This window comes from Streptomyces sp. NPDC058052, from assembly GCF_042885515.1.
In the GTDB taxonomy this organism is placed as follows: domain Bacteria; phylum Actinomycetota; class Actinomycetes; order Streptomycetales; family Streptomycetaceae; genus Streptomyces.
Genome location: NZ_JBHVRX010000002.1, coordinates 212937 through 235738, shown reverse-complemented (window position 1 = coordinate 235738; position 22802 = coordinate 212937). Strand labels below are relative to the sequence as shown.

Below are 22802 nucleotides of genomic sequence, written 5' to 3'. Positions count from 1 at the left end.
CTCCGGGTCCTCGCGTGCGCCTCCGCCTCCGAGCCGCTGCCCCTGCCTTCGCCTCCGGGCCCTCCCGAACCCCCGTCGCCCGGACCGCCGTTCCCGGCGGACGGCGCCAACGCCCCCGCACCGCACGGCCGGAGGGCGGACGCGATCGCGGCGTCGACCGGCCGGGATGGTAGAACCGGTCGGGCCTTCCCTCCCGCGAGGAGGGGAAGAACGGACCCCGGTGGAGCGGCCGGGGCGCAGCGCGTGCGGAGAGGGGAACAGACGTGACCGATGGGGGACGGAACCCTTATGCCCCCGGACCCGGCCACGGGTACGGCCCCGCACCCGGATACGGTCCCGGGTACGGCCACACGTACGGGCAGGGCCACCCCCACGGTCCCGGGCAGGGCCACCCCCACGGCCCGGCCTGGGCGCCGCGGGTCCCGGGCGCGGGCGTCCCGCCGCAGCCGGCCCATCCGCCCGCCTTCCCGCCGCGTACGGGCTGGACGCGGTTCCGCGAGGGCGACTGGCCGCCGTTCGCGGTGCTCCTGCGACGGGTGCGCCTGCACGGCTGCGCCTGGGCGCTCATGCTGGTCTGCCTCTGGCCCGTCCTGCTGCCGGTGGTCTGGTACCCGCTGGCCCGCGTCGCGGCCCGGCAGGCACACCGCAGGTTCCCGGTCCAGGCGTACCCCCGCGTGGTCGACCCGTTCATGAAGCGCGTCCAGGACGCCCGCGCCTGGACGGCGCTGGCGGCGAGCTTCCTGATCCTCGTCGTCTACGGGGCGGACCAGGACCTCGCGGACCTCCAGGCCCAGTACTTCCTCCGGGTCACGACGACACCGTGGCTGGTGCTCCTCACCGCCCCGCTGATCGTCCTGGTCGTCTTCCGGCTCGCGCCCCCGTCGGCGCGCCCCTTCATGCGGTCCAGCCTGGCGGCCACGGGCCGTGCGGCGCTCTGGTACTTCGGGGCGTTCACGGCCGTGCCGCTGCTCTTCGCGGGCATGGTGGTGCTCGGCGAGCTGTACGAGCCGCTCCGGCCGCTGTTCACGATCGGGCTGCTGGTGCCGGCGGTCTGGACGCTGCTCTACGTGGTCTTCGCCTCCCTCACCCTCGTCCCGTCCGTCTTCGGCCTCTCCCGGGTCCACGCCGCGCTGCCCGCCCTGGTCACCGGCGTGCTGGTCTGGGAGCTGGCCGCCGTCAGCCTGGCGTTCTCCGGCATGCCCCCGGGCCCCCTCCCCGTCCAGCTCGGCGCCGTCGTGGGCGGCCCGGTCTCGGTGACGGCGATCGCCTGGTGGGAGCTGACGCGCCTGCGCGACCGGTACGGAGTGAGGCTCCGCGCCCGGGCCGGCTGACCGCACCCGCCCCGGTCCGGCCGTGGGGCGGGGACGGGGACGAGCGGCCGGGGCCCGTACGGGTCACGCCGGGGCCGGCAGGTCCATGAGGGCCAGCCCGGCCGGGTCGGTGACGGCGGTGATCTCCGTGATCCGGCCGCCGGCGACGGTGAACACGAGAAGCGCCAGCGGGGTGCCGTCCGCGCTCCAGGAGAGGACACCGGGCAGACCGCCGACGGTCACCGCACGGCCCCGGGCCGCGCCCCCGGCCAGCCGGGCCCGGCCGGCGACCTCGGTGGCGCCGAGCGTGACGAACCGGCCGCCCGGGGTGTGGACGGTGAACCGCACCTCGGGGTGGAGGATCCGCAGCAGGTCCTCGAACCGGCCGTCGCGGGCCGCGGCGAGGAAGGCCCCGGCGACCTCGCGCGGCTGCCGGCCCGTTCCCTCCGGCCGGGCGGCGGCCCGCACCTTCCTGCGGGCGCGGCTGGCGAGCATCTTGGTCGCGTCCACGGACCGGCCGAGGATGGTGCCGACCTCCTCGTGCGGGACGGCGAACACGTCGTGCAGCACGAACGCCAGCCGCTCGTCCGGACGGAGCGAGTCGAGGACCGTGAGGAGGGCGAGCCCGACGGAGTCCCCGAGCGCCACCAGCTCCTCCGGCGCGGGCGCCTCGTCCAGCGTCACGGTGATCTCGTCCGGCCGGTCGCCGAAGGGCAGTTCCGGTCGGGTCCGGCCCGCCCGCAGGACGTCGAGGCTGAGACGGCCGACCACGGTCGTCAGCCAGCCGGCCAGGTTGTCGATGGCGCCGGCGTCCTGACGGGAGAGACGCAGCCACGCCTCCTGGACCACGTCCTCCGCGTCGGCGTGCGAACCGAGCACGCGGTGGGCGACCGCCCGCAAGCGGTCGCGCTGCGACTCGAAGGCGGCGGCGATCGGATCCGTCGGCTGGGTGCCCGGCATGGTGTTACCTCCCTGGAAGCTGCTCCGTCACAGGGATGACGGGCGCCGGGCCCGTGACGTAACCCGACGAAGGCGAGCACTCTCCCATGGACAACCGGCTCACGAACAAGACCGCGCACGACACCGACGTGTGGACCGCGATCCACCACCTCCAGAAGGCGATCGCCGCCGGGGGCGTCGACCCGAAGCTGCTCGCGCTGGTCCACCTGCGCGTCAGCCAGATCAACGCCTGCTCCCCGTGCGTCCACGCGGGGGCGGCCGCGGGGAAGAAGGCGGGCGACACCGACGAGCGGCTGCACACCGTGGCGGCGTGGCGCGAGGCGCCGTTCTTCACGGACGCGGAGCGTGCCGCGCTCGCGCTGGCCGAGGCCGCAACCCGGCTGCAGGACGGCGCCGAGGGCGTCAGCGACGCGATCTGGGAGGAGGCCGTCGCCCACTTCGGCGAGGAGCGGATCGGCGCGCTCAACCTGGAGATCGCCCTGACCAACTTCTTCAACCGGATCAACCGCACCATCAAGGAACCGGCGGGCCGCACCTGGAGCTGAGCCCCCGCCGGCGCGGACCGGACGGCGTGGACGACCTGGGCGTGAGGGCGGTGGACGACGAAGAGGCGGGCGCCCCGCGGTCGTCCGGCGCCCGCTGACGGCGCGGGCCGCCGGTGGCGCACGGCACGCGGTCAGCGGAGTCCGGGGCGGACCAGGCCGGTCTCGTAGGCGTGGACGGCGGCCTGGGTGCGGTCGCGGAGGGAGAGTTTGGTGAGGACGCGGCTCACGTAGGTCTTCACGGTCTGCTCGGCGACGACGAGCCGCGCCGCTATCTCGGCGTTGGACAGGCCCTGCGCGATGAGCGCCAGCACCTCCGTCTCGCGCTCGGACAGGTCGCCCAGACGCTCCTTCAGCGGTGCGCGCGGGGCGGTGCCGATGCGGGCGAACTCGGCGATGAGGCGCTTCGTCAGATGCGGGGCGAGGAGTCCGTCGCCGCGCGCCACGACCCGTACCGCCTCGGCGAGTTCCTCGGCCGAGGCGTCCTTGAGGAGGAAGCCGGACGCGCCGGCGCGCAGCGCCTCGTACACGTACTCGTCCAGGTCGAAGGTGGTCAGGACGAGGACCTTGACGGTGGCGTCGGCGGGAGCGGTGAGGATCCGGGTGGCCTCGATCCCGCCCGTGCCGGGCATCCGGATGTCCATCAGGACGACGTCGGGGCCGAGGGCCTCGGCCTGCGCGACGGCGTCGGCACCGTCGACGGCCTGGCCGACGACCTCGATGCCGGGTTCGGCGTCGAGCAGGACGGTGAAGCCCTGGCGGACCATGACCTGGTCGTCCGCGACGAGCACCCTGATGACGTCGTTCATGACGCTTCCTTCGTGGGGAGGGGGACGGGGGCCGGGAGCGTCGCGGTGACGTCCCAGCCGCCGCCGGGAGCGGGGCCGGCGGAGAGTTCCCCGCCCAGCATGGCGGTGCGCTCGCGCATGCCGAGCAGTCCGTGACCGGGTTCCCCGGCCGGGCCCCCGGGCCTGCCGCCGGCCGGGCGGGCGGCGGCGGTGTTGGTGACGCGGACGGTGAGTCCGGCGCGGTGGTAGTGCGTCACCACGACGGCCCGCGCGCCGGGGGCGTGCCGCATGACGTTGCTCAGGGCCTCCTGGACGATGCGGTACGCGGAGAGTTCGGTGCCGGGGGAGAGCGGGCGGCGGGTGCCCCGGGTGTCGGCGGTGACGTCGAGCCCCGCCGCCCGGACGTTGTCCAGGAGGTCGTCCAGCTGGTCGAGGGCGGGCTGCGGTGCGTGCCGCAGCCCGGCCGCCGCGTCCGTCGGGTCGCCGTCGCCGCGCAGGACGCCCAGGACGCGCCGGAGTTCGGCGAGGGCGTCGACGGCGTTCTGCCGGATGCCGGCCAGGTTCTCCCGCAGCTCCGGCGACGGGTCCGCGACGAGGTGCGGGGCGACCTGGGCCTGGATCGAGATGACGGACATGTGGTGGGCGACGACGTCGTGGAGCTCGCGGGCGATCCGGCCGCGTTCCTCTAGGAGCGCCCGCCTGGCCCGCTCCTCGGCGGTGAGCTCCTCCTGCTCGACGAGCCGGCTGCGGGAGACGCGGGTCGCGCGCAGCGAGGAGCCGACGAGGACGGCGAGGGCGAAGGCGGCCGCCCCCCGGAAGAGGCCGCCGAGGTCCGGCGCGGGGTGCGGCAGGAGGGCGGCGGCCCCGGCCAGCACGGTGATCCCGAGGGCGGCGGCGGAGGCGGTGGGCCGCACCCGCAGGGCGAGCAGCAGCAGCACGAGGGTGTGCAGCGCGAGGCCCGGCAGGCTCCAGGGCCGTCCGGCGCCGGCGACCGCCGAGGTCAGCGCCGCCGTGAGGGCGAGGGCCGCCGTCGAGAGCCAGAGGGCGGCCGAGGGGCGGCTGAGCGCGAGGACGGGCGCGACGCTCTGGAGGACGACGAGCAGGGAGACCGCGCCGGTGGCGGGCTGCATGAAGCTCTCGTAGTGGTTCATGTCCCAGACGCCCACGACCACGGCGAACAGCACGGCGTGCCCGTGGGCGAGCCGGCCGAGGAGACGGTGGCGGGGCAGCGGGTCGCGGCGCCCCGGCCGCAGCTCCGCACGGATCACGCGCGGCGCCGCGCGCAGCACGTCCGGGAGGGCGCGCAGGGCGCCCGCACCTCGTACCGTGTCCGTCACCGTGCTCCCCCCGTACGGATGTTCGTCACTCTGGTACAGCCTAGGCACGTCGTGCCTCCGTCCGGGGGTCGGGTCGCCGCACCGGTGCGGCGGGGGCGGTGAGGCGGCCGGCGCCTCGCTCGTACGCGTGGAAGACGGCACCGCAGAGCAGCAGCGCGACGGCGAACAGCGGGAGCCAGCCGAGCCGGGCGAGGATCCAGTCCGGCGCGTCCGGGACGGTGTGCAGCCCCGTCAGCGGCCCCCGCCCGAGCAGGTCCGTGGCGAGCAGCCCGCCGGCGGTGACCGCGATCATCGCGGTCTGGTGCCACAGGAACACCGTCATCGCGCAGAGGTTGAGCAGTGCCACCGCGGTCCAGGCGGCGGGCCGGCGCAGGGCCCGCCGGAGCGGCCCGAGCAGCAGGAGCGCGCCGCCGCACTGGGCGAGGCCGAAGGTGACGGCGGCGAGCGTGGGCGGATTCAGGTTGGAGACCGGCGCGCCGGGCACGCCGACCATGGAGCCCGGGTAGCCGGCGAAGGCGACGAGCAGTCCGGTGGCGGCGGCTCCGCACAGGAGCAGGATCCGGGCCGCCGCCGGCGCGAGCGGACCCCGGCGGGCGAGGAAGGCGCCGAGGCAGTACGGCACGAGCCAGCCCGCGGGCAGGTTGAGCCAGCCGATCGCGTCGGGTCCGCCGAGACCGAAGCGGACCACGTCGACGTGGAGGACGACGGCGAACGGCCACAGCGGGTGCACCCGCGCGACGAGCGGGGTGGCCGCGGTGAGGGCGGCCAGGACGAGGAGGAACCAGAGCGGCGACAGCACGAGCCGGCCGAGCGCGTGGACCGTCCGCCACGGCACCCCGCAGGCGAGCATGGCGCCCGACGCCACCAGCCAGACCACGAGCAGCGGCCCCACGGGCCGGAACAGCCGGCCCAGCCGGCCGGCGACCCACCGGCCGTGCCCCTCGCCCCGGGCGCGGGCGGCGGCGTGACCGCGCGCGGCGACGTACCCGCCGACCAGGAAGAACACGGCGAGCGTCTGGAAGACCCAGGAGACGGGGGTGAACGCGGGCAGACGACCGAGCGGGCTCTCCACGCGCAGCGTGCCGCTGTCGGCGACGAGGGCGGTGACGAGCCAGTGCCCGAGGACCACGCCGAGGATGGCGAGGGCGCGCAGCGCGTCCAGGGCGCGGTCGCGGTCGGGCGGGGTGGCGGCGGTCGTACGGCGGACGAGGTCACGCACGGGCCGGCTCCCGTCCGTCGACGATCAGCGCGAGGTTGCGCAGCGACACGGAGCCGGCGGCGAGGTAGCCGCTGTGACCGCCGCCGCCGGCGGCGAACCGGCGGGCCCCGAACGCCGCGTCCACCGGGTCCGTCCCGAAGCCGAGTTCACTGCCGGGCAGCAGCGGGACGCGCACGTGCGGCACACCGGCGACCCAGTCGTCGCCGGCCCGCCCGGCCCAGACGGTCGCGTCCGTACGGAGATCGGCGGCGCGGTCGGACCCGGTTCCGGGACTCCCGTAGAGGACCACGGCGGCGACGGGCAGCCCCGCGGCGGCCCGGGCGCACACCACGGAGCCGTACGAGTGCCCCAGCAGGGTGATCCGCGCCCCCGGCCGTATCCGCGCCAGCTCCTCCACGAAGGACCGGAGCCGGGGCGCGGCCTGGTCGGCTCGGCCGGGGGTGAGCGAGGCGGCGCTGCCGGTGGCGGGGGTGCGGTAGCCGAGCCAGGCGACGACGGCCGACCGGGCGCCCAGCTCCCGCTGGAGCGTGACGGCTCCGTCGTGGAAGCGGCCGTACGCGTCGAGCCCGGTGTCGGCACCCGGTACGAGCACCGCGATCCGCCCGGCCCGCGCGAGATCGCCCACGACCTCGGCGCTCCGCCCGCCGTCCCGTCCGTCGAACTCCAGGAACCGCCGCCCCGCCCCGGCCATCTCCCGCAGCGACGCGGCCCTCCGCCGGGCCCCGTACTCCTCCGCCGTCCGCGCGGCCTCCACCAGTGCCGACCGCCCGGCCGCGTACCGGGCTTCGAGCCGCGCCGCGAGCACGTCCGGCGGAGCCGGGGCCAGCGGTGCGACGGCGGCGGGCGCGGGCGCGGGCACCTCGGCGGGCCGCGCGGCCCCGGCGACCGGCACGGCGACGGCGGCGGTGACGAGGGCCGCGGCCAGCGCGCGGCGGAACCGCTTGGGGGCGGAGAGGAGGAGGGGGCGGGGGCGGGGACGGGGCGCCATGGGGATCCTTCCGTGCGGCGAGGTGTTCCGCCCCGGACGGTAGGGAGCGGGCGCTGTAGCCCGCGTCCCGCCGGAGAGCCGACCTGCCGTGTAGCTCTCAGGTATGACGGGCCGGAACGCCGCCCCGCGGCCGTCGGCGCGTGCGTCGGTCCGGCCCGCCGGCCGCCCGTGCTCCGGTCCGTCCGTCGGCCCGCGCCTCGGCTCGTCCCGTGGTCTCCGGGTCAGCTCGTCCGGCGGCCCGCATGTCGGTCGGCGCGTCCGTCCGTGCCGCCGGCCGCGCCGGGTGGCCCGCGTCATCCGGACGGACCCTCGGGGATGCCGTACACACCGGGAGTGGGCAGGCTGGAGCCTCGGACCGGCTCACGGGCAGGGCGGGGAAAGGACACCATGGCCAGGACGCGGACGACGGGAACCGGGGCGAGCGGGGCCGCGCGGCTGATGGCGCGACTGGCCGTCCTCGCGGCGATCGGTTCGCTGGTCGTGCTCGGCCTGGCTATCGGCGAGGGCGGCCTGGTGGTGATCGTCGCGGGGTTCCTCGGGCTCGTCCTCTGCGCCGTCGGTGTGTGGTGGTTCGTCGCCCACCGGGGCGCGCTGCGCCTGCTCGGGGCGCTCGTCGCCGTCGCGGCCCCCGCCGGCGTCCTCGTCCTCTTCGCCCACGACGGCCTGTGGCTGACGGCGCTGATCCTCGTCCTCTGCTGGGGCGCCGCGCTCGCCTGCGCCCGGGTGGCGCTGCGCATGTCCCGGCCGCCGCGGCCGACACCGGCCGTCCCCGCCGTCCCGCCGGCCCGGGCCGTGCTCATCATGAATCCGAAGTCCGGCGGCGGGAAGGTCGGCCGCTTCGGGCTCGTCGAGCGCGCGGAGGAGCTCGGGGCACGGGTCGTCCTGCTCGACCCGTCCGCCCCGGCCGACGTCGCGGCGCTCGCGAGGGAGGCCGTGACGGAGGGCGCCGACCTGCTGGGCGTGGCGGGCGGCGACGGCACCCAGGCGCTGGTCGCGGCCGTCGCCGCCGAGCACGACCTGCCGTTCCTCGTCGTCTCCGCCGGCACCCGCAACCACTTCGCCATGGACCTGGGCCTCGACCGCTCCGACCCGTCCCGCTGCCTCGACGCTCTGACCGACGGCGAGGAGCTCCGGGTCGACCTCGGCGACGTCGACGGCCGGCCCTTCGTGAACACCGTCTCCTTCGGGGTCTACGCCGACGTCGTCCAGCGCCCCGAGTACCGCGACGACAAGGCCGGCACCGCCCTCACCCTGATGCCCGACCTGCTCCTCGGCGACGGGGTGACCCGTCTGGGGGCGAAGGCCGACAGCACCGAACTCACCTCCCAGCAGGCCCTGCTCATCAGCAACAACCCCTATGTCTCGCCCGACGACCTCAGCGGCGGCGGCCGCCGCCCCCGGCTGGACGACGGCGAGCTGGGGGTCCTCGGGATCCGCGTGGAGGACGCGGCGCAGGCCGCCGACCTGGCGTTGCGGGGCACGCAGTCCACGGCCCTGACCGTCCTGTCCGCGCACCGCGTCGAGGTCACCGCCGACGCCGACGAGATCCCGGTCGCGGTCGACGGCGAGGCCCTGCGGATGGCCACCCCGGTCGTGTGCACGCTCCGCCCGCTCGCGCTGCGGGTCCTGGTGCCGCGCGACCGCCCCGGCGTCGCCGTCGCCACACCACCGGTGAGGTGGCCGCGGATCCTCTCCCTCGCCTTCGGCCGTCCCGGGGCGCACGCCGCCGACGGAGCCTCCGGCACCGACCGGCCCCGGAAGGGCGGCCGCACCCCCGACGGCTGACGCACCCGCCCCGGGGCTCGTCCGCGGACCGGCCGGCGTCGCCCCGGCCCGCGCGGCCGTGTGCCCGACGGCCGGGCTTCGGCATCCACCCGCCCGCACGGTGGCCGGTCCCGTGCCCGCGCCCGGCGGCGTCCGGCGGACGGGAAATGCCTCGACACCGGACCCGGCCATCGGGGACGCTTCGCGCGATGACCAGAATCGACGACACACCGTCCGCGTGGGACGAGCGCACCCAGCTCACCACCTTCCTCGACTACGCACGCGACACCGCCCGCGCCAAGTGCGACGGCGTCTCCGCGGAGGACGCCCGCCGGGCGCTCCTCCCCGGATCACCGCTGATGACCATGAGCGGACTGGTCAGCCATCTGCGCTGGGTCGAGTACTACTGGTTCCGGGTGGTCTTCCTGGGCGAGGAGGACGAGGGCCCCTGGACCGAGGAGGACCCCGACCGCGAGATGCGCATCGCGGTCGACGTCCCGCTGCCGCGGCTCCTCGACGAGTACGCCGAACAGAGCGCCCGCCACCGTGCCCTCGTCGCCGGACACGGCCTGGACGCCCGCGCCGAGCGCGCCGTCCGCGGCGGCGTCCACGTCGACCTGCGCTGGATCCTCCTCCACCTCACCGAGGAGACGGCCCGCCACAACGGCCACCTGGACATCCTGCGGGAGATGCTCGACGGCACGACGGGCTGACCGACCGCCTCCACCCGGAGCCGGTGAGCGGGGTCAGGCGGCGTCGGGCTTGCGGACGAAGCCGTTCAGCGGCGAGAGGACCTTCCAGCCGAGCGCCTCGTACAGGGCGCGGCCCTGGACGGTCGCGCCCAGGACGCCGGTGGCCGCGCCGCGCTCGACGGCCGCCTCGGTGAGCGTGCCCATCACCAGCGTCCCCAGGCCGAGGCGCTGGTGCGCCGGTTCGGTGACGATCTGGTCGAAGACGCAGGCCCCGCCGGTGAGTCCGGCCTGGCCGGCCGCGGCGGGCTCACCGTCGGCACCGAGGACGCGCACGGAGGCGAGGCCGCCGGCGCATTCGACGGTGACGGTGTACCCGTCCGGCGCGCGCACGGGCGCCGGACGCAGGTCGACGGCCATCAGGAAACAGGGGTCGACGGGCTCCCACGCGGACGTGAACCAGGGCTCCATGTCGCCCTGCGGCAGGAACGCCTTGACGCACGTGGTGGGTTCGCCGAGCGTCCGGACGAGTCCGCGCGCGGTGGCGGCGTCGGCGCCCAGCAGCACGTGGCGGACCACCTGCGCCGGATGCCCGACGTCGACCCGCAGCCCCCAGGGCACGTCCACCGGCGCGGGTACCCGCCGGGACACGGCCCACCCCTCGACCCACGACCGTTCGGCATCCATTCCGCATCCCCCCTCGCGACCGCACTGTACGGGACCCGGCCGCCCCGCCGAAGGCGCACCGCTCCCTCGTCTGGCCTGATCCGGAAGAGACGGCCTAGAGGGCGATGAGGCCCGCCTCGGTCCGGCGGAAGCCGCAGCCGTCGAAGTAGAACGGGCCCAGGTGTTCCTCGAAGTCGACGTGCAGCCAGGCGCAGTGCGCGGCGCGGGCGTGGTCGGCGGCGGTCGCGACGAGGGTGGTGCCCACGCCCGCCGTCCTGCGGTGCGGGGCGACGACCGTGTCCAGGAGGAAGGCGTGGGACCCGCCGTCCCAGGCCACGTTGACGAAGCCGATCAGCGCGCCGCCCTCGCGTGCGCAGACCCAGCCGAGGCTGTGGCGTTCCAGGCGGGCGCGCCAGTCGGTCCGCTGGAGCGGGTGGCCGAACCCCTCGGCGTGGAGGGCGTTGAGCGAGGCGTCGTCGACCTCGCCGCGCCAGGTGTACGTGATCGTCATGCCGTGGATCGTAGGTGGCGGTCGCGCCCCGGCGGGGTGCGGGGGCGGCCGGCGGAAGGGCGCCCCGCCGGTCGCCGTGCCGCTGCGGCCTCAGCCCGGGTGGGGCACCGAGCCGAGCGGCGGGCAACCCAGGAGCACGTTGCCGGCACCGGGTCGTTCGACGAAGGCCCGGGCGGCGGCGGCCCGCTCGCGGCGGGAGTCCAGGTCGTCGGCGTGCCAGGCGTCGTGCCGGGCCCGGGTGTAGTCCCAGGTGTCGTCGATGAGACCGAGGGCGGTGTTGCCGGCGCTGCGCTGGAAGTCCGCCTTCACGGCGGCCCGACGGAGCGCGGTCTGGGTCGCGAGGAGCTCGACGCGGGTGACCAGGACCCCGGCGGTGTCCGGTTCGCGGGTCGGCAGGGGGGCCTGGGGGAGCAGGGACACCCCCGTGTCGAGACGGCCGATGTTGTCGACGCTCGCGGTCCGGGCCTCCTGCGCCATGGTGTGCATCTCCTCGTGCAGCCACAGCAGTTCGTGGAAGTCGGCCTCGGTGATGCGCATCCGCTCGTACAGGGCCCGGAAGCGGGGATCGGCGTGCAGGGGACGATAGGCGGAGAAGTGGAGCGCCACGCAGTCGTTGTAACCGGCCGTCACCGCGGCGTCGAAATGGTGGACCGCCTCGTCCGTCCGCCCGTGGGCCCAGGCCAGGCCGCCGTGGGTCGCGTGGCCCGCGGCGGCGACCCACGCGCCGTCGGGGCCGAGCGGCGCGGCGCGCGCGATGACGTCGTTCAGCTCCGCGGTGGCCGTCGCGGAGGGGCCCTCGCTCAGGAGGGCCACCATCACGTCGTGCAGACGGGTGACGAGTGAGGGGACGGTGTCGGCCATGGATCTCCTCGGACCTCGGCGGTGGGCGTGCGGGCGGAGGGGGCCGGGACGCCGGTGCCCTCCCGGGGTGAGGACGGGCGGACGGGGCACGTGGTTCCTGTGCCGGCCCGGGCGGTGGCGGTGGGTCAGGACTCGGCGGGGCGGAGGAACGTGCGGGCGCCGCGGAGCACCGTCGTCAGGCGCCGCCGGGTGGCGGTGCCGTCGAGCCGGACGTCCAGGGCTCCGGGGACGCCCGATCCGGCCCTGGTGCCGGCGGGGAGGAGTGACGGGTCGAGGCCGTCGCGCCGGGCGATGAGGCGGCCGAGGGCGTGGCGGCTGAGCGCGTCCGGTCCGGCCAGGTGGACGACGCCGGTCAGGCCGGGCGCCGAGAGTTCCCAGAGGGCGGCAGCCAGGTCGGTGACGTGGACCGGGCAGCGGACGTCGTCCGTGAACAGGACGCCCCGCCGCTCTCCGGTGGCGAGTGCGCGCACGAGACGCTCGTGGCCGGAGTCCCCGTCGCCGATGACGAGCGAGGTGCGGGCCACGACCGCGTCGGTGTGGAGGAGGCGGACGGCCGTCTCTCCGGCCGCCTTCGCCGCGCCGTACGGCGTCACCGGGTCGGGGAGCGCCGTCTCGTCGTAGTGGATCCGGCTCCCGGAGAAGACGGCGTCGCTGGACACGTGCAGCAGCCGGATCCCGCGTTCGGCGGTGGCCCGGGCCAGACGGACGGAACCGTCGGCGGTGACCGCCCAGTCGGCGTCGCCGCTGGACGCGTTGACGACCACGCCGGGCTCCACCGCACCGAGGACGGCGTCGAGGCCGTGGGGGTCGCGCAGGTCCAGGTGGTGCCACGGGACGTGCGGGGCGCGGCCGGGGCGGGAGCGGAAGGTCGCGGCCGCGGGGCGGCCGGCCGACGCGGCCTGGCGCACCAGCTCCGTGCCCAGGAAGCCCGTGGCTCCGATGATCAGCACCGTCATGCCGCTCCAACGTAGCGGAAGGCGGGCCCGCGATGGAGGAACCGGACGGATCCGGAGCCCCGCGCAGGGTCGCGTACGCACCGATTCACGCCAGCCGAAAGATGAGGGCAGAGGGGTTCAATTCGCACTTCTCGCACGGGTGTTGACTTCGCTACTGGTCGGTACCGATGATCACGGCCATGTCATCTGACCCGGACTCCCTCCCGAAGTTCCCGCCCGGCTTCCTGTGGGGTGTCTCCACAGCCGCCCACCAGATCGAGGGCGCCGTCTCCGGCCGCCTGCCCTCCGTCTGGGACGCGTTCAGCGCCGAGCCGGGGCGCATCAGGGACGGCTCGACGGCCGACGTGGCCTGCGACCACGTGGCCCGGTACCGCGAGGACGTGGCGCTCATCCGCGACCTCGGCGTGGACGCGTACCGCTTCTCGATCTCCTGGCCCCGTGTCCTCGCCCCCGGCGGGCTCGACTTCTACGACCGGCTGGTCGACGAGCTGTGCGCACAGGGGGTGCGGCCGGTGCCGACGCTCTTCCACTGGGACCTGCCCCTGGAGATCGAGGAGGCGGGCGGCTGGCTGGAACGCGACACGGCCTCCCGCTTCGCCGCGTACACGGCGACCGTCGCCGAGCGGCTCGGCGACCGCGTGAAGAAGTGGATCACCCTCAACGAGCCCGCCGAGCACACCCTGCTCGGCCACGCGCTGGGCGAGCACGCCCCCGGCCGCAAGCTCCTCTTCGACGCGCTGCCGGTGGCCCACCACCAGCTGCTCGCGCACGGTCTCGCCGCGGGCGCCCTGCGCGCCGCCGGCGCCACCGACATCGGCATCGCCAACTCGCACGGCCCGACCTGGCCCGCGTCGGCCGACCCGGCCGACGCCGGCGCCGCCGACCTCTACGACATCATCCTCAACCGGCTCTTCTCCGACCCGCTGCTGCTGGGCCGCTACCCGGACGGATTCGGCGACCTCATGCCGGGCGGCGACGTGGAGGCCGACCTGAAGGTGATCTCCGAGGGGACGCTCGACTGGTACGGGATCAACTACTACCAGCCGACGAAGGCGGGCGCGCCGCGCGCCGAGGACGTGGAATTCTCGGGCCTCACCCTCCCCGCCGAACTCCCCTTCTCCGTCCGGGAGATCGAGGGACACCCGGTGACGGACTTCGGCTGGCCGGTGGTCCCCGAGGCGCTCACCGAACTCCTCACCTCGTTCCGCGACCGGTACGGCGACCGGCTGCCGCCCGTCGTCATCACCGAGAACGGCTGCGCGTACGAGGGGCTCGACGACCAGGAGCGGATCACGTACCTGGACGGCCACCTGCGGGCCCTGCACCGGGCGTGCGAGGCGGGCGTCGACGTCCGCGGCTACTTCGTGTGGTCGCTGATGGACAACTTCGAGTGGGCCGAGGGGTTCACGAAGCGGTTCGGGCTCGTGCACGTCGACTACGCGACCCAGGTGCGCACCCCCAAGGCGTCGTACGGCTGGCTGCGGGACGCGCTGCGGGCGCAGCGGGCATGACCGCCCTCGCCCTGGAGGAGCCCGCCGAACGGGTCGGGCGCGGCTGGACCGCCGCGCTGTCCCTGGCCAACGGCGCGATCTGGGTGGGCTGGTACGGGCCGCTGCAGATCCTGCTCGCGCAGCAGGCCGAGCGGTTCGCACCCGGCGCCGGCCTGTCGAAGGAGTCGCTGCTCGCCTGGGTGACCGGCGTCGGCGCCGTGGTGTCGCTGGCCGCGAACCCGCTCTTCGGAGCGCTGTCGGACCGTACCGTCTCCCGGTACGGGCGGCGCACGCCGTGGATCGTGACGGGCGCGGCCGGCGGCGCGCTGTCCCTGCTGCTGCTCGGGACCGCGGACGCCGTCTGGGTGCTGTTCGCCGGCTGGTGCCTGGTGCAGCTGACGCTGAACGCGGCCTTCGCCGCGGTCACCGCCGCCGTGCCCGACCGGGTGCCGCGCTCCCAGCGGGGCGTCGTCGGCGGGTGGCTGGGGGCCGCGCAGATCCTCGGGGTGGTCGCGGGCACGGGGTTCGCGACGGCGGCGGGCGGGATCGGGGCCGGATACGTCGCCTGCGCGGTCTTCACGCTCGTCGGCGTGGCCCCGTACGTGCTGCGCCATCCCGACCAGCGGCTCGCCGCGGCGGATCGCCCCGCCTGGTCCTGGCGGCGGTTCGCCGCCGGGTTCTGGCTGAGCCCGCGCGCCCACCCCGACCTCGCGTGGGCCTGGCTGACGCGCTTCCTCGTCAACCTGAGCAACGCGCTGGTCCTGCTCTACCTCTTCTACTACCTGCGCGACCGGCTGCGGTACCCGGACCCGGAGACCGGCGTGCTGGTCCTGACGGCGGTCAACGGCGCCACGCTGCTCGCCACCGTGGTGGTCGGCGGGATCTGGTCGGACCGGATCGGGCGGCGCAAGCCGTTCGTCCTCTGGTCCGGGGTCCTGATGGCGGCGGCGACCGGCATGCTCGCCGGCTGGCAGACGTGGAACGGGGCCCTCGTCGCCGCCGCCCTCCTCGGGATCGGCTTCGGCGTCTTCACCTCCGTCGACTTCGCCCTGATGACGGACGTCCTGCCGACGGCCCACGACCGCGGCAAGGACCTGGGCATCATCAACGTGGCCAACGCCCTGCCCCAGGTGGCCGCCCCCGCGCTGGCCGCCCCGCTCGTGAACCACCTGGGCGGGTACCGGGCGCTGTACCTGGTGGCGGCCGTGCTCGGACTGGCCGGGGCCGTACTCGTGCGCCGGATCAGGGGCGTGGACTGAGGCGGGCCCGCACGGGCCCGCCCGCCGGCGGGCCCCGCGCCCGGACGCCCCGCACCGGTCGGCTACCGTGACCGCGTGCCCGAAACCCTGCCCCCCGACGTCGCCGGAGTGCTCGCGGAACTCCTGGACCAGGACGACCCCGTCCATGCCGCCCTCCGCCGGCAGGTCCCGTACATCCAGGTGGCGGGACGCTGCGGCTGCGGGTGCGGCACGGCCGACTTCGCGTTCGATCCCGGCGAGGACGAGGTCGCGCCCGCGCCGGTCGGGACCGGCACCGAGGTGCCGGTGGAGGCGCCGCTGCTGACCGAGACCGGCGACTGCCCCGGCGGGGTCATGATCGTCACCCGGCGCGGCTACCTGGCGTGGCTGGAGGTCTACTCGTGGAGCGACGACGTCGAGGTGACCCTCGCCAACGCGTTCCGGTGGCTCCGGGCGCGGCGCCGCGCCTGAACCGCGCCCGTCACCCGGACCGCGGGGCGCGCCGCACGTGGAGGTGGCCGTCGAGCGGGAAGGCGGGAGGCATCGAGGGCAGGACGCGGTCGAAGGCGTAGCCGCACTTCTCGGCCACGCGGCAGGAGGCCGCGTTGTCCACCTGGTGGAGGAGTTCGAGGCGCTCCAGCCCGGTGGGCCCGAAGGTCTCCAGGGCCCAGGCGGTGAGCGCGCCGAGGGCCCGCGGGGCGACGCCCCGGCCGCGGGCGTGCGCCGCCGTCCAGTAGCCGACCTCGGCGGAGGGCTTGCCGGGGGCGGCCTCCTTCAGGACCGCGTTGCCCACCAGCCGAGGGGGAGCGCTGCCGCCGGACGCCTCCAGGACCGCGAAACCGAAGCGCACGCCCGCCGCCCAGTCCCGCTGCTGGTCCCGCACCCAGCGCGCTCCGTCCTCCTCCCGCTCGATCACCAGGCCCGTCCAGTGACGGAGGGCCGGGTCCCGGGCCGTCTCGACGAGGGCGGTGACGTCCTCCGCCCGCCAGGGGCGCAGGACGAGCGCGGGAGCGTCCGGCGTCGGGGCCGCGTGGAGCGTGACAGAAGTGATCATCGGCCGATCGTATGCGGCCTTACGGGTGACGGTCGGCCCCACGGGTCAGCACAGGGGGCCGACCACCGCCCGCGCGAGGGCCGCGGCGTGCGAGCGCGGGGCCGGCTCGGCACCGGCGCCATGGGCGTAGTGGCGCAGGAACGCCTCCTGGAAGCACGCCCCGACGAGCAGGGCGGCGGAGGCACGGGGGTCCGCGTGCGCGGCGACGCGGCCGAGGTCCTGCTCGGCCTTCAGATAGGCGGCGAACCCGGCGACCGGCTTCTCGGGGCCGCCGCCGTGCCGGCTCATGGCGATCCGGTGCGCCGCCATCCGCTCGGGGTCCGCGAGGAGCGCGCCCAGCATCGGGATCGACTGCTGGTAGAAGTCCAGGGCCGCGTGGGCGAGTTCGGTCAGGTTGGTCTCGACGTCGCCCTCGCCCGGGCGGACCGCGACGCGGGACGGGCCGGGCACCCGCTCCTCCAGGACGGCGAGGAGCAGCCGTTCCTTGTCGCCGAAGTACTTGTACAGCGTGGGCTCGGAGACGCCGGTCGCCTGCGCGATCTCCTTGGTCGTGGCGCGCACGACGCCGCGGGTCCGCAGGATGTCCTCGGCCGCGTCGAGGATCCGCTCCCGTGTGCTGCTCATCGCCGCCCTCCCGGGTCCGGTCGTGCCGTCCTCTCTTGACGGGTCGGTGAACAGTAGCGCAGGCTGGGGTTAGTGTTCACTAACTCGTGGGCACCGACACCTCGGGAGAGGGAGGGACCCGGCATGCGCATCACCGTTCTCGGTGCCACCGGCGGCACGGGCAGGCAGTTCGTGGACCAGGCCCTGGACGCCGGACACCACGTGACCGCGGTCGTCCGCGACCCGGCCCGGCTGCGGCTCCGGCGGGCGGACGCCCCGCGGCTCGACGTCGTCACCGCCGACGTCATGGACCCCGAGGCCATCGGCGCGTCCGTGGCCGGCCGGGACGCCGTCGTCTCGGCGCTGGGTGCCACCGCCAGGACCGAGGCGTCGGTGTGCAGCGACGGCGCCCGCGCGATCATCGCCGCGATGCGGACGACCGGCACCCGCCGGCTCGTCGTCGTCACCGCGAGCGGCCACGTCGTCGACGAGGGCGACGGGCCCTTCACGCGGACCCTGGTCAAGCCGGTGCTGCGGCGCGTGCTGCGGGGCAACTTCGCGGACTTCGCCCGCACCGACCGGATCGTCCGGGACAGCGGCCTGGACTGGACGATCATGCGCCCGCCGCGCCTCACCGACGGCGCGCCCCGCCCGTACCGCACCGCCACCGACCGCAACGTGCGCGGCGGCCTCACCCTCGCCCGGGCCGACCTCGCCCGCGCCATCCTCGCCACCCTGGCCGAGCCCGCCTCCGTCCGCCACACCATCGGCCTGGGCTACTGACCCGAACCCCACCCGGTGTGCGGACGGGCGTGCGGGGACGGCCCCCGCGGCGTGCCGGGCAGCCGGACCGTCACGAGCAGACCGCCGGCGGGACGCGGCACGAGGGCGAGTGCGCCGCCGTGGGCGCGGACGATGCTGCGCACGAGGGCGAGCCCGAGCCCCGCGCCCGCGTGCCCGTCGGAACGCGCCCGCTCCGTGCCGCGCTGGAAGGGCTCGGTGAGGGTCGGCACCAGCTCCGGCGGGACCGGAGGCCCCGAGTTCTCGACCCGCACCACGGTCACGTCTCCCGCGGCCTCGGTGTGGACCGTCACGGTGCCGCCGTCGGGCAGGTTGTGGACGACCGCGTTCTGGACCAGGTTCGCCACCATCCGCAGCAGCAGCTCGGGCGAGCCGTCGGCCCAGGCCGCCCCGCCCGTGACGTCGAGCGTGATCCCGCGCCGCTCGGCGAGGGGGAGCAGCGTCTCGGCGGCCTCCTCGGCGGCGAGGGAGAGGTCGACGCGCTCGCGGGTTACGAGCCCGCGGTCGCTGCGGCCGAGCAGCAGCAGCGCCTCGGTGAGGTCGATCGCGCGCGTGTTGACGGTGCGCAGGCGCGCCAGGAGCTCGTCGCGGTCCCGCGTCGGGTCCTCGCGGGCGACGTCGAGCAGCGCCTGCGACACGGCCAGCGGGGTGCGCAGCTCGTGGGAGGCGTTCGCGGCGAAACGCCGCTGCTCGGCGACGTGCGACTCCAGCCGTTCCAGCATCGAGTCGAAGGCGTCGGAGAGTTCACGGAACTCGTCCTCGCGCCCCTCCATGCGGATCCGGTGGGAGAGCGAGCCGGTCCCCGCCGTTCGCGCCGCCGCCGTGATCCGGGTGAGCGGCGCCAGCATCCGGCCCGCCAGGAGACGGCCCCCGACGAGCCCGAACACGAGCAGGAAGCCCATCGCCGCGGCCGCGGCGGGGGCGAAGGTGCGCACCAGCAGATAGCGGTTGGGCGAGACTCCGAGGAGGCCCTGCGAGTTGTCGGGGACGTAGCGGAGCAGGAAGCCCCACACCACGGCCAGCAGGAGCGCGCCGGCGACGGTCAGGAAACCGGCGTAGCTGAGGGTGAGCCGGAGACGGACGCTGAGTCCGCGGCGCCTGGGCCGACTCTTCCGGACCGGGCCGGACGACGCGAGCCCGGCAGGGTCCGGAAGAGGCGGCCTAGCCACGGGACCGGCCGGGGTACGCGGTGCCCGGCCCGGTGTCGATGCGGTAGCCGACACCCGGCACCGTGGCGATGACCCACGGCTCGCCGAGCCGTTTGCGCAGCGCGGACACGGTGATGCGGACGGCGTTGGTGAACGGGTCCGCGTTCTCGTCCCAGGCACGCGCCAGCAGGTCCTCGGCGCTCACGACCCCGCCCTCGGCGGCGACGAGGACGTCGAGCACCGCGAACTGCTTGCGGGTCAGCGCGACGTGCCGCCCGTCGCGGAAGACCTCCCGGCGGAACGGGTCGACACGCAGGCCGGCGAGCTCGCGGACCGGGGGACGCGTGTACGCGCGCCGCCGGTCGAGCGCCCGCAGTCGCATGACGAGCTCACGCAGTGCGAACGGCTTCGTGAGGTAGTCGTCGGCGCCGAGCGCGAACCCGGACGCCTTGTCGTCGATCCGGTCGGCGGCCGTGAGCATGAGGATCGGCATGCCGCTGCCGGACGCGACGATCCGGCGGGCGACCTCGTCGCCGGACGGCCCCGGGATGTCGCGGTCGAGCACCGCCATGTCGTAGGAGTGGACGGCGAGCAGGTGCAGGGCGGTGTCGCCGTCGCCGGCGATGTCGGCGGCGATCGCCTCCAGCCGGAGACCGTCCCGGACGGCCTCGGCCAGGTACGGCTCGTCCTCCACGATCAGTACGCGCATGTGCGAAGCCTAAGCAGCACGGCGTATCGCCGACGTATGCGCGTCGGCGACGGCTCCAGCGACGGCGACAGTCGCCGAAGGAGGCAGAGGCGGCCGCGGATGCGTCGGCCTCGGCTCGACTCAGCCCGCCGGTTCCGGCACCGGGCGGGGCCGGTCCGACGGGGCCGCCGCCGGGGCGCGCCACCAGCGGCGCGACGCGAGTCCGGCCAGGACGGCACCGGTGGCGTTCACCAGGACGTCGTCCACGGACGACACCCGGTCGAGCCGGAGGACGTACTGCGCGGTCTCGACCAGGACCGAGCAGCCCGCGCCGATTGCGAGGATCCGTGGCACGGATGCCAGCGCCGAGGACCGCATCGGGGCGAAGAAGCCGAGCGAGGCGAAGACCAGCAGATTGCCGCCGATGCCCAGCGGGCCCATCGTGACCAGGTCCCTCAGCGGCACGAGACTCACCCGCGGGGGCGCGACACCGGCACCTCCCCCCGGGATCATCGTCAGCCACAGGAACGGCACCGTCCCGTGCGCCATGCCCACCTCGGCCAGCGACGTCCGCCAGGCCGGCGCGCGCCCGGCGGCGCGCCGCACGCGGGTCAGGGCCCACGCCACCAGGAGGGCCAGGGGCAGCGTGACCAGCGTCATGAGCACCACGCCGTTGAAGGTGCCGAGGCAGCGGTCCCACCGTCCGGCCAGGCACATCGGCGCGGACATCAGGAGCGGTCCCCGCAGCGCGAACAGGCCGCTCGCCGCGGCGAGGGCCGTCAGGCCGAGGAGCGCGATCCGGCGGGCGCGTCGGGGCGGGGGCGGCGGGGCGGCGTCGTTCATGCCCCCATCGGATACGGCGAGCGGTTGCGCCGGCGTATGCGTTTTCCGATACGCCGGCGATACACCCCGTCCGCGGGGCCCCGCCGCGGCCCGTCCGCCTCAGCGCAGCCGGCGGGCCTTCAGCACGACGTCGTGGTGGTGGTGCGCGCCGGCGCCGCCCTCGGGGACGACGCGGGGCCGCTCCTCGTCCACCTCCACCCGCCAGTCGTCGCCGAGCAGCGCGGAGACCATCGAGGGCCAGACGTAGTCGGCGGGGTCGAACGAGCTGTCCTGCTCCGGGTGGTGCTCGTCCATGCCCGCGTGGTGCACGAGGAGCAGCACACCGCCGGGGGCGACGGCCGCGAGCAGGGCGTGCTCGGCCGCGGCGCCGGGAGTGCGGAGGAGTGCCGGGTACTGGGCGGAGACGAGGTCGAAGGAGCCCGGCGGGAGCGCCGCGTCGGTCAGTCCAGCGTGGACCCAGCGGACGGCCGCGCCCGCGTCCCGCGCGTGGGCGGCCGCCCGCTCCAGCGCCACGCCCGAGACCTCCAGGGCGGTGACGTCCCAGCCGGAGCGGGCGAGCCAGAGGGCGTCCGCCCCCTCGCCGCAGCCGACGTCGAGCGCGCGGCCGGGTGCGAGGCCGGAGACCTCCGCCACGAGCGCCCCGTTGGGCCGCCCGCTCCAGAGCTGCTGCCGCTCGGAATAGCGCTGGTCCCACTCGTCGCGCACGGCGGGGTCGCCGAGGTAGCCGTCGGCGAACGAGGGAACGTCGGGGGCGGGGGCTTCTGCTGCGATGTCGTCGGGCATGGCCCCACGGTCGCGCAGCCCTTTCCGGCCGGGCCAGTCCTGTTGCCGGAACGGCAAAAACACGGACGCCGGAACGGCGAGGGCACGGGGATCCGGAACGGATCCCCGGAACGGCGGGAACACCGGGATCCGGTACGACCCCGGACCCGGGGGTGTCCGTCCTAGAGTCGGACCCATGACCGACGACGCCCTGCGGATCACCGTGCTCGGCTCCGCCACCCCGTTCCCCCGTCCGGGCAACGCCTGTTCCGGCTATCTCGTCGAGGGCGGAGGCGTCCGCGTGTGGGTGGACGCCGGGAGCGGCACGCTCGGAGAGCTCCAGAAGTACGTCCGGCTCGACGCGGTCGACGCGGTCTGGATCTCCCATCTGCACGCCGACCACAGCGCCGACCTGCTCACCGCCTACTACGGTCTCCTCCACGCGGGGCTCGCGCCGTCCCTGCCCGTCCCGCTCTTCGGCCCGGCCGGCACCGCCGGCCGGCTGGCGGGCTTCCTGACCAACGGGCCCGGACGGAGCCCCGTGGAGAGGGCCTTCGCCTTCGAGGAGCTGTACGACGGCCATGCCGTCACCGTCGGAGGGCTCAGCCTGCGGGCGCGGGCCGTCGAGCACGGCATGCCCGCCTTCGCGCTCCGCGTCGAGGACGCGCGGGGGCGCTCCCTCGTCTACTCGGGCGACTGCGCCCCCTGCCCCGCCCTCGTCGAACTCGGCCGGGACTGCGACCTCTTCGTCTGCGAGGCCGACGGGGAGACCGACGGGCACCACTCGGCCGCCCAGGCCGGGCGGAGCGCGGCGCGGGCCGGCGCGGGCCGGCTCGTCGTCACGCACGTCGGGCCCGGTACGGAGCCGGCCGAGGCGGTCGCGCTGGCCGCGGCCGAGTTCCCGGGGGAGGTCCGGCACGCCGATCCCGGCGTGTGCTTCACGGTCTGAGGGGCCGAGGTCCTCTTCACGGCCCGGTTCCGCCCGAGGGGCCGGGGCCTTCTCACGGCCCGGTTCCGTGCGCGGCCGGGGTCTCGGGCGCGGTCGGCGGTTCCACACGGCCGAGCCAGGTGGTCAGGAGCGCCTCCAGGGCCTCGGCCTCGGCGGGTGTCAGCAGGTCGAGCAGCCGGCGTTCGTTGCGCATGTGGTCGGTGAAGGCGCGGTCGATCAGTTCGCGTCCGGGGCGGGTGAGGCCGACGATGCGGCCGCGCTGGTCGTCGTCCGAGCGGCGGCGGGTGACCAGTCCGGCGCGTTCCAGGCGGTCGATGCGCTTGGTCATGGCGCCGGTCGTGACCATGGTGTGCGCGGCGAGTTCGCCGGGGGCGCGTTCGTAGGGAGCGCCGGCCCGGCGCAGGGCGCACAGGACGTCGAACTCTCCCTCGCCGAGCCCGTACCGCTCGTAGACGAGGCGCAGCTCCCCGGTGAGGCGGTCGGCGAGCCGGTGCAGGCGGCCGATGACGCCCTGGGGGGTCACGTCGAGGTCGGGCCGCTCGCGGCGCCAGTCGGCCTGGATGCGGGCCACGCGGTCCAGCGGGGGCGGATCGTCCATGGCCGACAGCATAGCTTCCGTGGAAGTTATATATTGG

The 22802-nt window shown here is 75.7% G+C and carries 25 protein-coding genes; 9 read left to right on the top strand and 16 right to left on the bottom strand.

The features are described from left to right. Positions 1–263 precede the first annotated feature (263 nt). Positions 264–1331, top strand: coding sequence for a hypothetical protein (locus ACFVU3_RS03695; protein WP_390063327.1), 1068 nt, complete (start codon positions 264–266; stop codon positions 1329–1331). A 63-nt stretch (positions 1332–1394) separates the two neighbouring features. On the opposite strand, the gene ACFVU3_RS03690 is transcribed toward ACFVU3_RS03695, so the two are convergent. Next, positions 1395–2270, bottom strand: coding sequence for a sigma-70 family RNA polymerase sigma factor (locus tag ACFVU3_RS03690; protein ID WP_390063326.1), 876 nt, complete (start codon positions 2268–2270; stop codon positions 1395–1397). An 86-nt stretch (positions 2271–2356) separates the two neighbouring features. Here ACFVU3_RS03690 and ACFVU3_RS03685 point away from each other — a divergent pair, with 86 nt between their 5' ends. Further along, complete coding sequence (locus ACFVU3_RS03685; RefSeq protein WP_390063324.1) at positions 2357–2815, top strand: carboxymuconolactone decarboxylase family protein; 459 nt, start codon at positions 2357–2359, stop codon at positions 2813–2815. A gap of 131 nt (positions 2816–2946) precedes the next feature. Here the strand turns inward: ACFVU3_RS03685 and ACFVU3_RS03680 are convergent, their stop codons facing one another. The 4 genes from ACFVU3_RS03680 to ACFVU3_RS03665 are packed head-to-tail and all read right to left on the bottom strand — an operon-like array spanning position 2947 to position 7144. Continuing rightward, complete coding sequence (locus tag ACFVU3_RS03680) at positions 2947–3621, bottom strand: response regulator (RefSeq protein ID WP_390063323.1); 675 nt, start codon at positions 3619–3621, stop codon at positions 2947–2949. Further along, on the bottom strand, positions 3618–4937 hold the full coding sequence (locus ACFVU3_RS03675; RefSeq protein WP_390063321.1) for a sensor histidine kinase: 1320 nt from the start codon (positions 4935–4937) through the stop codon (positions 3618–3620). Before ACFVU3_RS03675 ends, ACFVU3_RS03680 begins: the two co-directional genes overlap by 4 nt. Before the next feature lie 40 nt (positions 4938–4977). After that, positions 4978–6156 carry an acyltransferase gene (locus ACFVU3_RS03670; protein WP_390063320.1) on the bottom strand — a complete coding sequence of 393 codons (1179 nt, stop codon included), beginning with the start codon at positions 6154–6156 and terminating at the stop codon, positions 4978–4980. Further along, positions 6149–7144 carry an alpha/beta hydrolase gene (locus tag ACFVU3_RS03665; RefSeq protein ID WP_390063318.1) on the bottom strand — a complete coding sequence of 332 codons (996 nt, stop codon included), beginning with the start codon at positions 7142–7144 and terminating at the stop codon, positions 6149–6151. The genes ACFVU3_RS03670 and ACFVU3_RS03665 overlap by 8 nt, the downstream gene beginning before the upstream one ends. A gap of 387 nt (positions 7145–7531) precedes the next feature. Between ACFVU3_RS03665 and ACFVU3_RS03660 the strand changes: the two genes are divergently transcribed. Then, complete coding sequence (locus tag ACFVU3_RS03660) at positions 7532–8929, top strand: diacylglycerol kinase family protein (protein ID WP_390063317.1); 1398 nt, start codon at positions 7532–7534, stop codon at positions 8927–8929. Positions 8930–9117: 188 nt separating this feature from the next. Continuing rightward, a complete protein-coding gene (locus ACFVU3_RS03655) occupies positions 9118–9621 on the top strand; it encodes a DinB family protein (RefSeq protein WP_390063315.1) in 504 nt (167 codons plus the stop codon). Between the two features lie 33 nt (positions 9622–9654). Here the strand turns inward: ACFVU3_RS03655 and ACFVU3_RS03650 are convergent, their stop codons facing one another. From ACFVU3_RS03650 to ACFVU3_RS03635, 4 genes are all read right to left on the bottom strand, one after another. Then, on the bottom strand, positions 9655–10248 hold the full coding sequence (locus tag ACFVU3_RS03650; protein WP_390063314.1) for a GNAT family N-acetyltransferase: 594 nt from the start codon (positions 10246–10248) through the stop codon (positions 9655–9657). A gap of 130 nt (positions 10249–10378) precedes the next feature. Next, a complete protein-coding gene (locus ACFVU3_RS03645; protein ID WP_390063313.1) occupies positions 10379–10774 on the bottom strand; it encodes a GNAT family N-acetyltransferase in 396 nt (131 codons plus the stop codon). Between the two features lie 90 nt (positions 10775–10864). Beyond that, complete coding sequence (locus ACFVU3_RS03640; RefSeq protein ID WP_390063312.1) at positions 10865–11635, bottom strand: hypothetical protein; 771 nt, start codon at positions 11633–11635, stop codon at positions 10865–10867. A 125-nt stretch (positions 11636–11760) separates the two neighbouring features. Further along, a complete protein-coding gene (locus tag ACFVU3_RS03635; protein ID WP_390063310.1) occupies positions 11761–12591 on the bottom strand; it encodes an SDR family oxidoreductase in 831 nt (276 codons plus the stop codon). Positions 12592–12770: 179 nt separating this feature from the next. On the opposite strand from ACFVU3_RS03635, the gene ACFVU3_RS03630 reads away from it, so the two are divergent. From ACFVU3_RS03630 to ACFVU3_RS03620, 3 genes are all read left to right on the top strand, one after another. Then, positions 12771–14102: a GH1 family beta-glucosidase gene (locus ACFVU3_RS03630; RefSeq protein WP_390063309.1), complete on the top strand. Its 1332-nt coding sequence runs from the start codon at positions 12771–12773 to the stop codon at positions 14100–14102. Then, positions 14099–15340 (top strand): MFS transporter, encoded by a 1242-nt coding sequence (locus tag ACFVU3_RS03625; protein ID WP_390063308.1) that lies wholly within the window; start codon positions 14099–14101, stop codon positions 15338–15340. Before ACFVU3_RS03630 ends, ACFVU3_RS03625 begins: the two co-directional genes overlap by 4 nt. Before the next feature lie 75 nt (positions 15341–15415). After that, on the top strand, positions 15416–15790 hold the full coding sequence (locus tag ACFVU3_RS03620) for a hypothetical protein (protein ID WP_390063306.1): 375 nt from the start codon (positions 15416–15418) through the stop codon (positions 15788–15790). Between the two features lie 10 nt (positions 15791–15800). On the opposite strand, the gene ACFVU3_RS03615 is transcribed toward ACFVU3_RS03620, so the two are convergent. Together ACFVU3_RS03615 and ACFVU3_RS03610 are read right to left on the bottom strand one after the other, a co-directional pair. Continuing rightward, positions 15801–16373, bottom strand: coding sequence for a GNAT family N-acetyltransferase (locus tag ACFVU3_RS03615; protein ID WP_390063305.1), 573 nt, complete (start codon positions 16371–16373; stop codon positions 15801–15803). A 45-nt stretch (positions 16374–16418) separates the two neighbouring features. Then, positions 16419–16997, bottom strand: a complete 579-nt coding sequence (locus ACFVU3_RS03610; protein WP_390063303.1) for a TetR/AcrR family transcriptional regulator — start codon at positions 16995–16997, stop codon at positions 16419–16421. Between the two features lie 123 nt (positions 16998–17120). Between ACFVU3_RS03610 and ACFVU3_RS03605 the strand changes: the two genes are divergently transcribed. Then, positions 17121–17759, top strand: coding sequence for an NAD(P)-dependent oxidoreductase (locus tag ACFVU3_RS03605; protein ID WP_390063302.1), 639 nt, complete (start codon positions 17121–17123; stop codon positions 17757–17759). Here the strand turns inward: ACFVU3_RS03605 and ACFVU3_RS03600 are convergent. The 4 genes from ACFVU3_RS03600 to ACFVU3_RS03585 all read right to left on the bottom strand — a co-directional run bounded on the left by ACFVU3_RS03600 (position 17753) and on the right by ACFVU3_RS03585 (position 21239). Continuing rightward, positions 17753–18823, bottom strand: a complete 1071-nt coding sequence (locus tag ACFVU3_RS03600; protein ID WP_390063659.1) for a sensor histidine kinase — start codon at positions 18821–18823, stop codon at positions 17753–17755. The two genes, ACFVU3_RS03605 and ACFVU3_RS03600, sit on opposite strands and share 7 nt — an antisense overlap. A gap of 115 nt (positions 18824–18938) precedes the next feature. After that, a complete protein-coding gene (locus ACFVU3_RS03595; protein WP_390063301.1) occupies positions 18939–19634 on the bottom strand; it encodes a response regulator transcription factor in 696 nt (231 codons plus the stop codon). A gap of 120 nt (positions 19635–19754) precedes the next feature. Next, positions 19755–20456: a VanZ family protein gene (locus ACFVU3_RS03590; protein ID WP_390063300.1), complete on the bottom strand. Its 702-nt coding sequence runs from the start codon at positions 20454–20456 to the stop codon at positions 19755–19757. Positions 20457–20555: 99 nt separating this feature from the next. Beyond that, complete coding sequence (locus ACFVU3_RS03585) at positions 20556–21239, bottom strand: class I SAM-dependent methyltransferase (RefSeq protein ID WP_390063299.1); 684 nt, start codon at positions 21237–21239, stop codon at positions 20556–20558. Positions 21240–21414: 175 nt separating this feature from the next. On the opposite strand from ACFVU3_RS03585, the gene ACFVU3_RS03580 reads away from it, so the two are divergent. Continuing rightward, positions 21415–22167 carry an MBL fold metallo-hydrolase gene (locus tag ACFVU3_RS03580; protein WP_390063298.1) on the top strand — a complete coding sequence of 251 codons (753 nt, stop codon included), beginning with the start codon at positions 21415–21417 and terminating at the stop codon, positions 22165–22167. A 52-nt stretch (positions 22168–22219) separates the two neighbouring features. On the opposite strand, the gene ACFVU3_RS03575 is transcribed toward ACFVU3_RS03580, so the two are convergent. Next, positions 22220–22765, bottom strand: coding sequence for a MarR family winged helix-turn-helix transcriptional regulator (locus ACFVU3_RS03575; RefSeq protein ID WP_390063296.1), 546 nt, complete (start codon positions 22763–22765; stop codon positions 22220–22222). Between the last annotated feature and the right edge of the window lie 37 nt (positions 22766–22802).

What these genes read in the sequence shown, in the direction of transcription:
- ACFVU3_RS03690 (WP_390063326.1), bottom strand. Translation starts at nt 2,270, where the DNA reads ATGCCGGGCACCCAGCCGACGGATCCGATCGCCGCCGCCTTCGAGTCG.
- ACFVU3_RS03685 (WP_390063324.1), top strand. Translation starts at nt 2,357, where the DNA reads ATGGACAACCGGCTCACGAACAAGACCGCGCACGACACCGACGTGTGG.
- ACFVU3_RS03680 (WP_390063323.1), bottom strand. Translation starts at nt 3,621, where the DNA reads ATGAACGACGTCATCAGGGTGCTCGTCGCGGACGACCAGGTCATGGTC.
- ACFVU3_RS03665 (WP_390063318.1), bottom strand. Translation starts at nt 7,144, where the DNA reads ATGGCGCCCCGTCCCCGCCCCCGCCCCCTCCTCCTCTCCGCCCCCAAG.
- ACFVU3_RS03660 (WP_390063317.1), top strand. Translation starts at nt 7,532, where the DNA reads ATGGCCAGGACGCGGACGACGGGAACCGGGGCGAGCGGGGCCGCGCGG.
- ACFVU3_RS03655 (WP_390063315.1), top strand. Translation starts at nt 9,118, where the DNA reads ATGACCAGAATCGACGACACACCGTCCGCGTGGGACGAGCGCACCCAG.
- ACFVU3_RS03645 (WP_390063313.1), bottom strand. Translation starts at nt 10,774, where the DNA reads ATGACGATCACGTACACCTGGCGCGGCGAGGTCGACGACGCCTCGCTC.
- ACFVU3_RS03640 (WP_390063312.1), bottom strand. Translation starts at nt 11,635, where the DNA reads ATGGCCGACACCGTCCCCTCACTCGTCACCCGTCTGCACGACGTGATG.
- ACFVU3_RS03635 (WP_390063310.1), bottom strand. Translation starts at nt 12,591, where the DNA reads ATGACGGTGCTGATCATCGGAGCCACGGGCTTCCTGGGCACGGAGCTG.
- ACFVU3_RS03630 (WP_390063309.1), top strand. Translation starts at nt 12,771, where the DNA reads ATGTCATCTGACCCGGACTCCCTCCCGAAGTTCCCGCCCGGCTTCCTG.
- ACFVU3_RS03625 (WP_390063308.1), top strand. Translation starts at nt 14,099, where the DNA reads ATGACCGCCCTCGCCCTGGAGGAGCCCGCCGAACGGGTCGGGCGCGGC.
- ACFVU3_RS03615 (WP_390063305.1), bottom strand. Translation starts at nt 16,373, where the DNA reads ATGATCACTTCTGTCACGCTCCACGCGGCCCCGACGCCGGACGCTCCC.
- ACFVU3_RS03610 (WP_390063303.1), bottom strand. Translation starts at nt 16,997, where the DNA reads ATGAGCAGCACACGGGAGCGGATCCTCGACGCGGCCGAGGACATCCTG.
- ACFVU3_RS03605 (WP_390063302.1), top strand. Translation starts at nt 17,121, where the DNA reads ATGCGCATCACCGTTCTCGGTGCCACCGGCGGCACGGGCAGGCAGTTC.
- ACFVU3_RS03595 (WP_390063301.1), bottom strand. Translation starts at nt 19,634, where the DNA reads ATGCGCGTACTGATCGTGGAGGACGAGCCGTACCTGGCCGAGGCCGTC.
- ACFVU3_RS03590 (WP_390063300.1), bottom strand. Translation starts at nt 20,456, where the DNA reads ATGAACGACGCCGCCCCGCCGCCCCCGCCCCGACGCGCCCGCCGGATC.
- ACFVU3_RS03585 (WP_390063299.1), bottom strand. Translation starts at nt 21,239, where the DNA reads ATGCCCGACGACATCGCAGCAGAAGCCCCCGCCCCCGACGTTCCCTCG.
- ACFVU3_RS03580 (WP_390063298.1), top strand. Translation starts at nt 21,415, where the DNA reads ATGACCGACGACGCCCTGCGGATCACCGTGCTCGGCTCCGCCACCCCG.
- ACFVU3_RS03575 (WP_390063296.1), bottom strand. Translation starts at nt 22,765, where the DNA reads ATGGACGATCCGCCCCCGCTGGACCGCGTGGCCCGCATCCAGGCCGAC.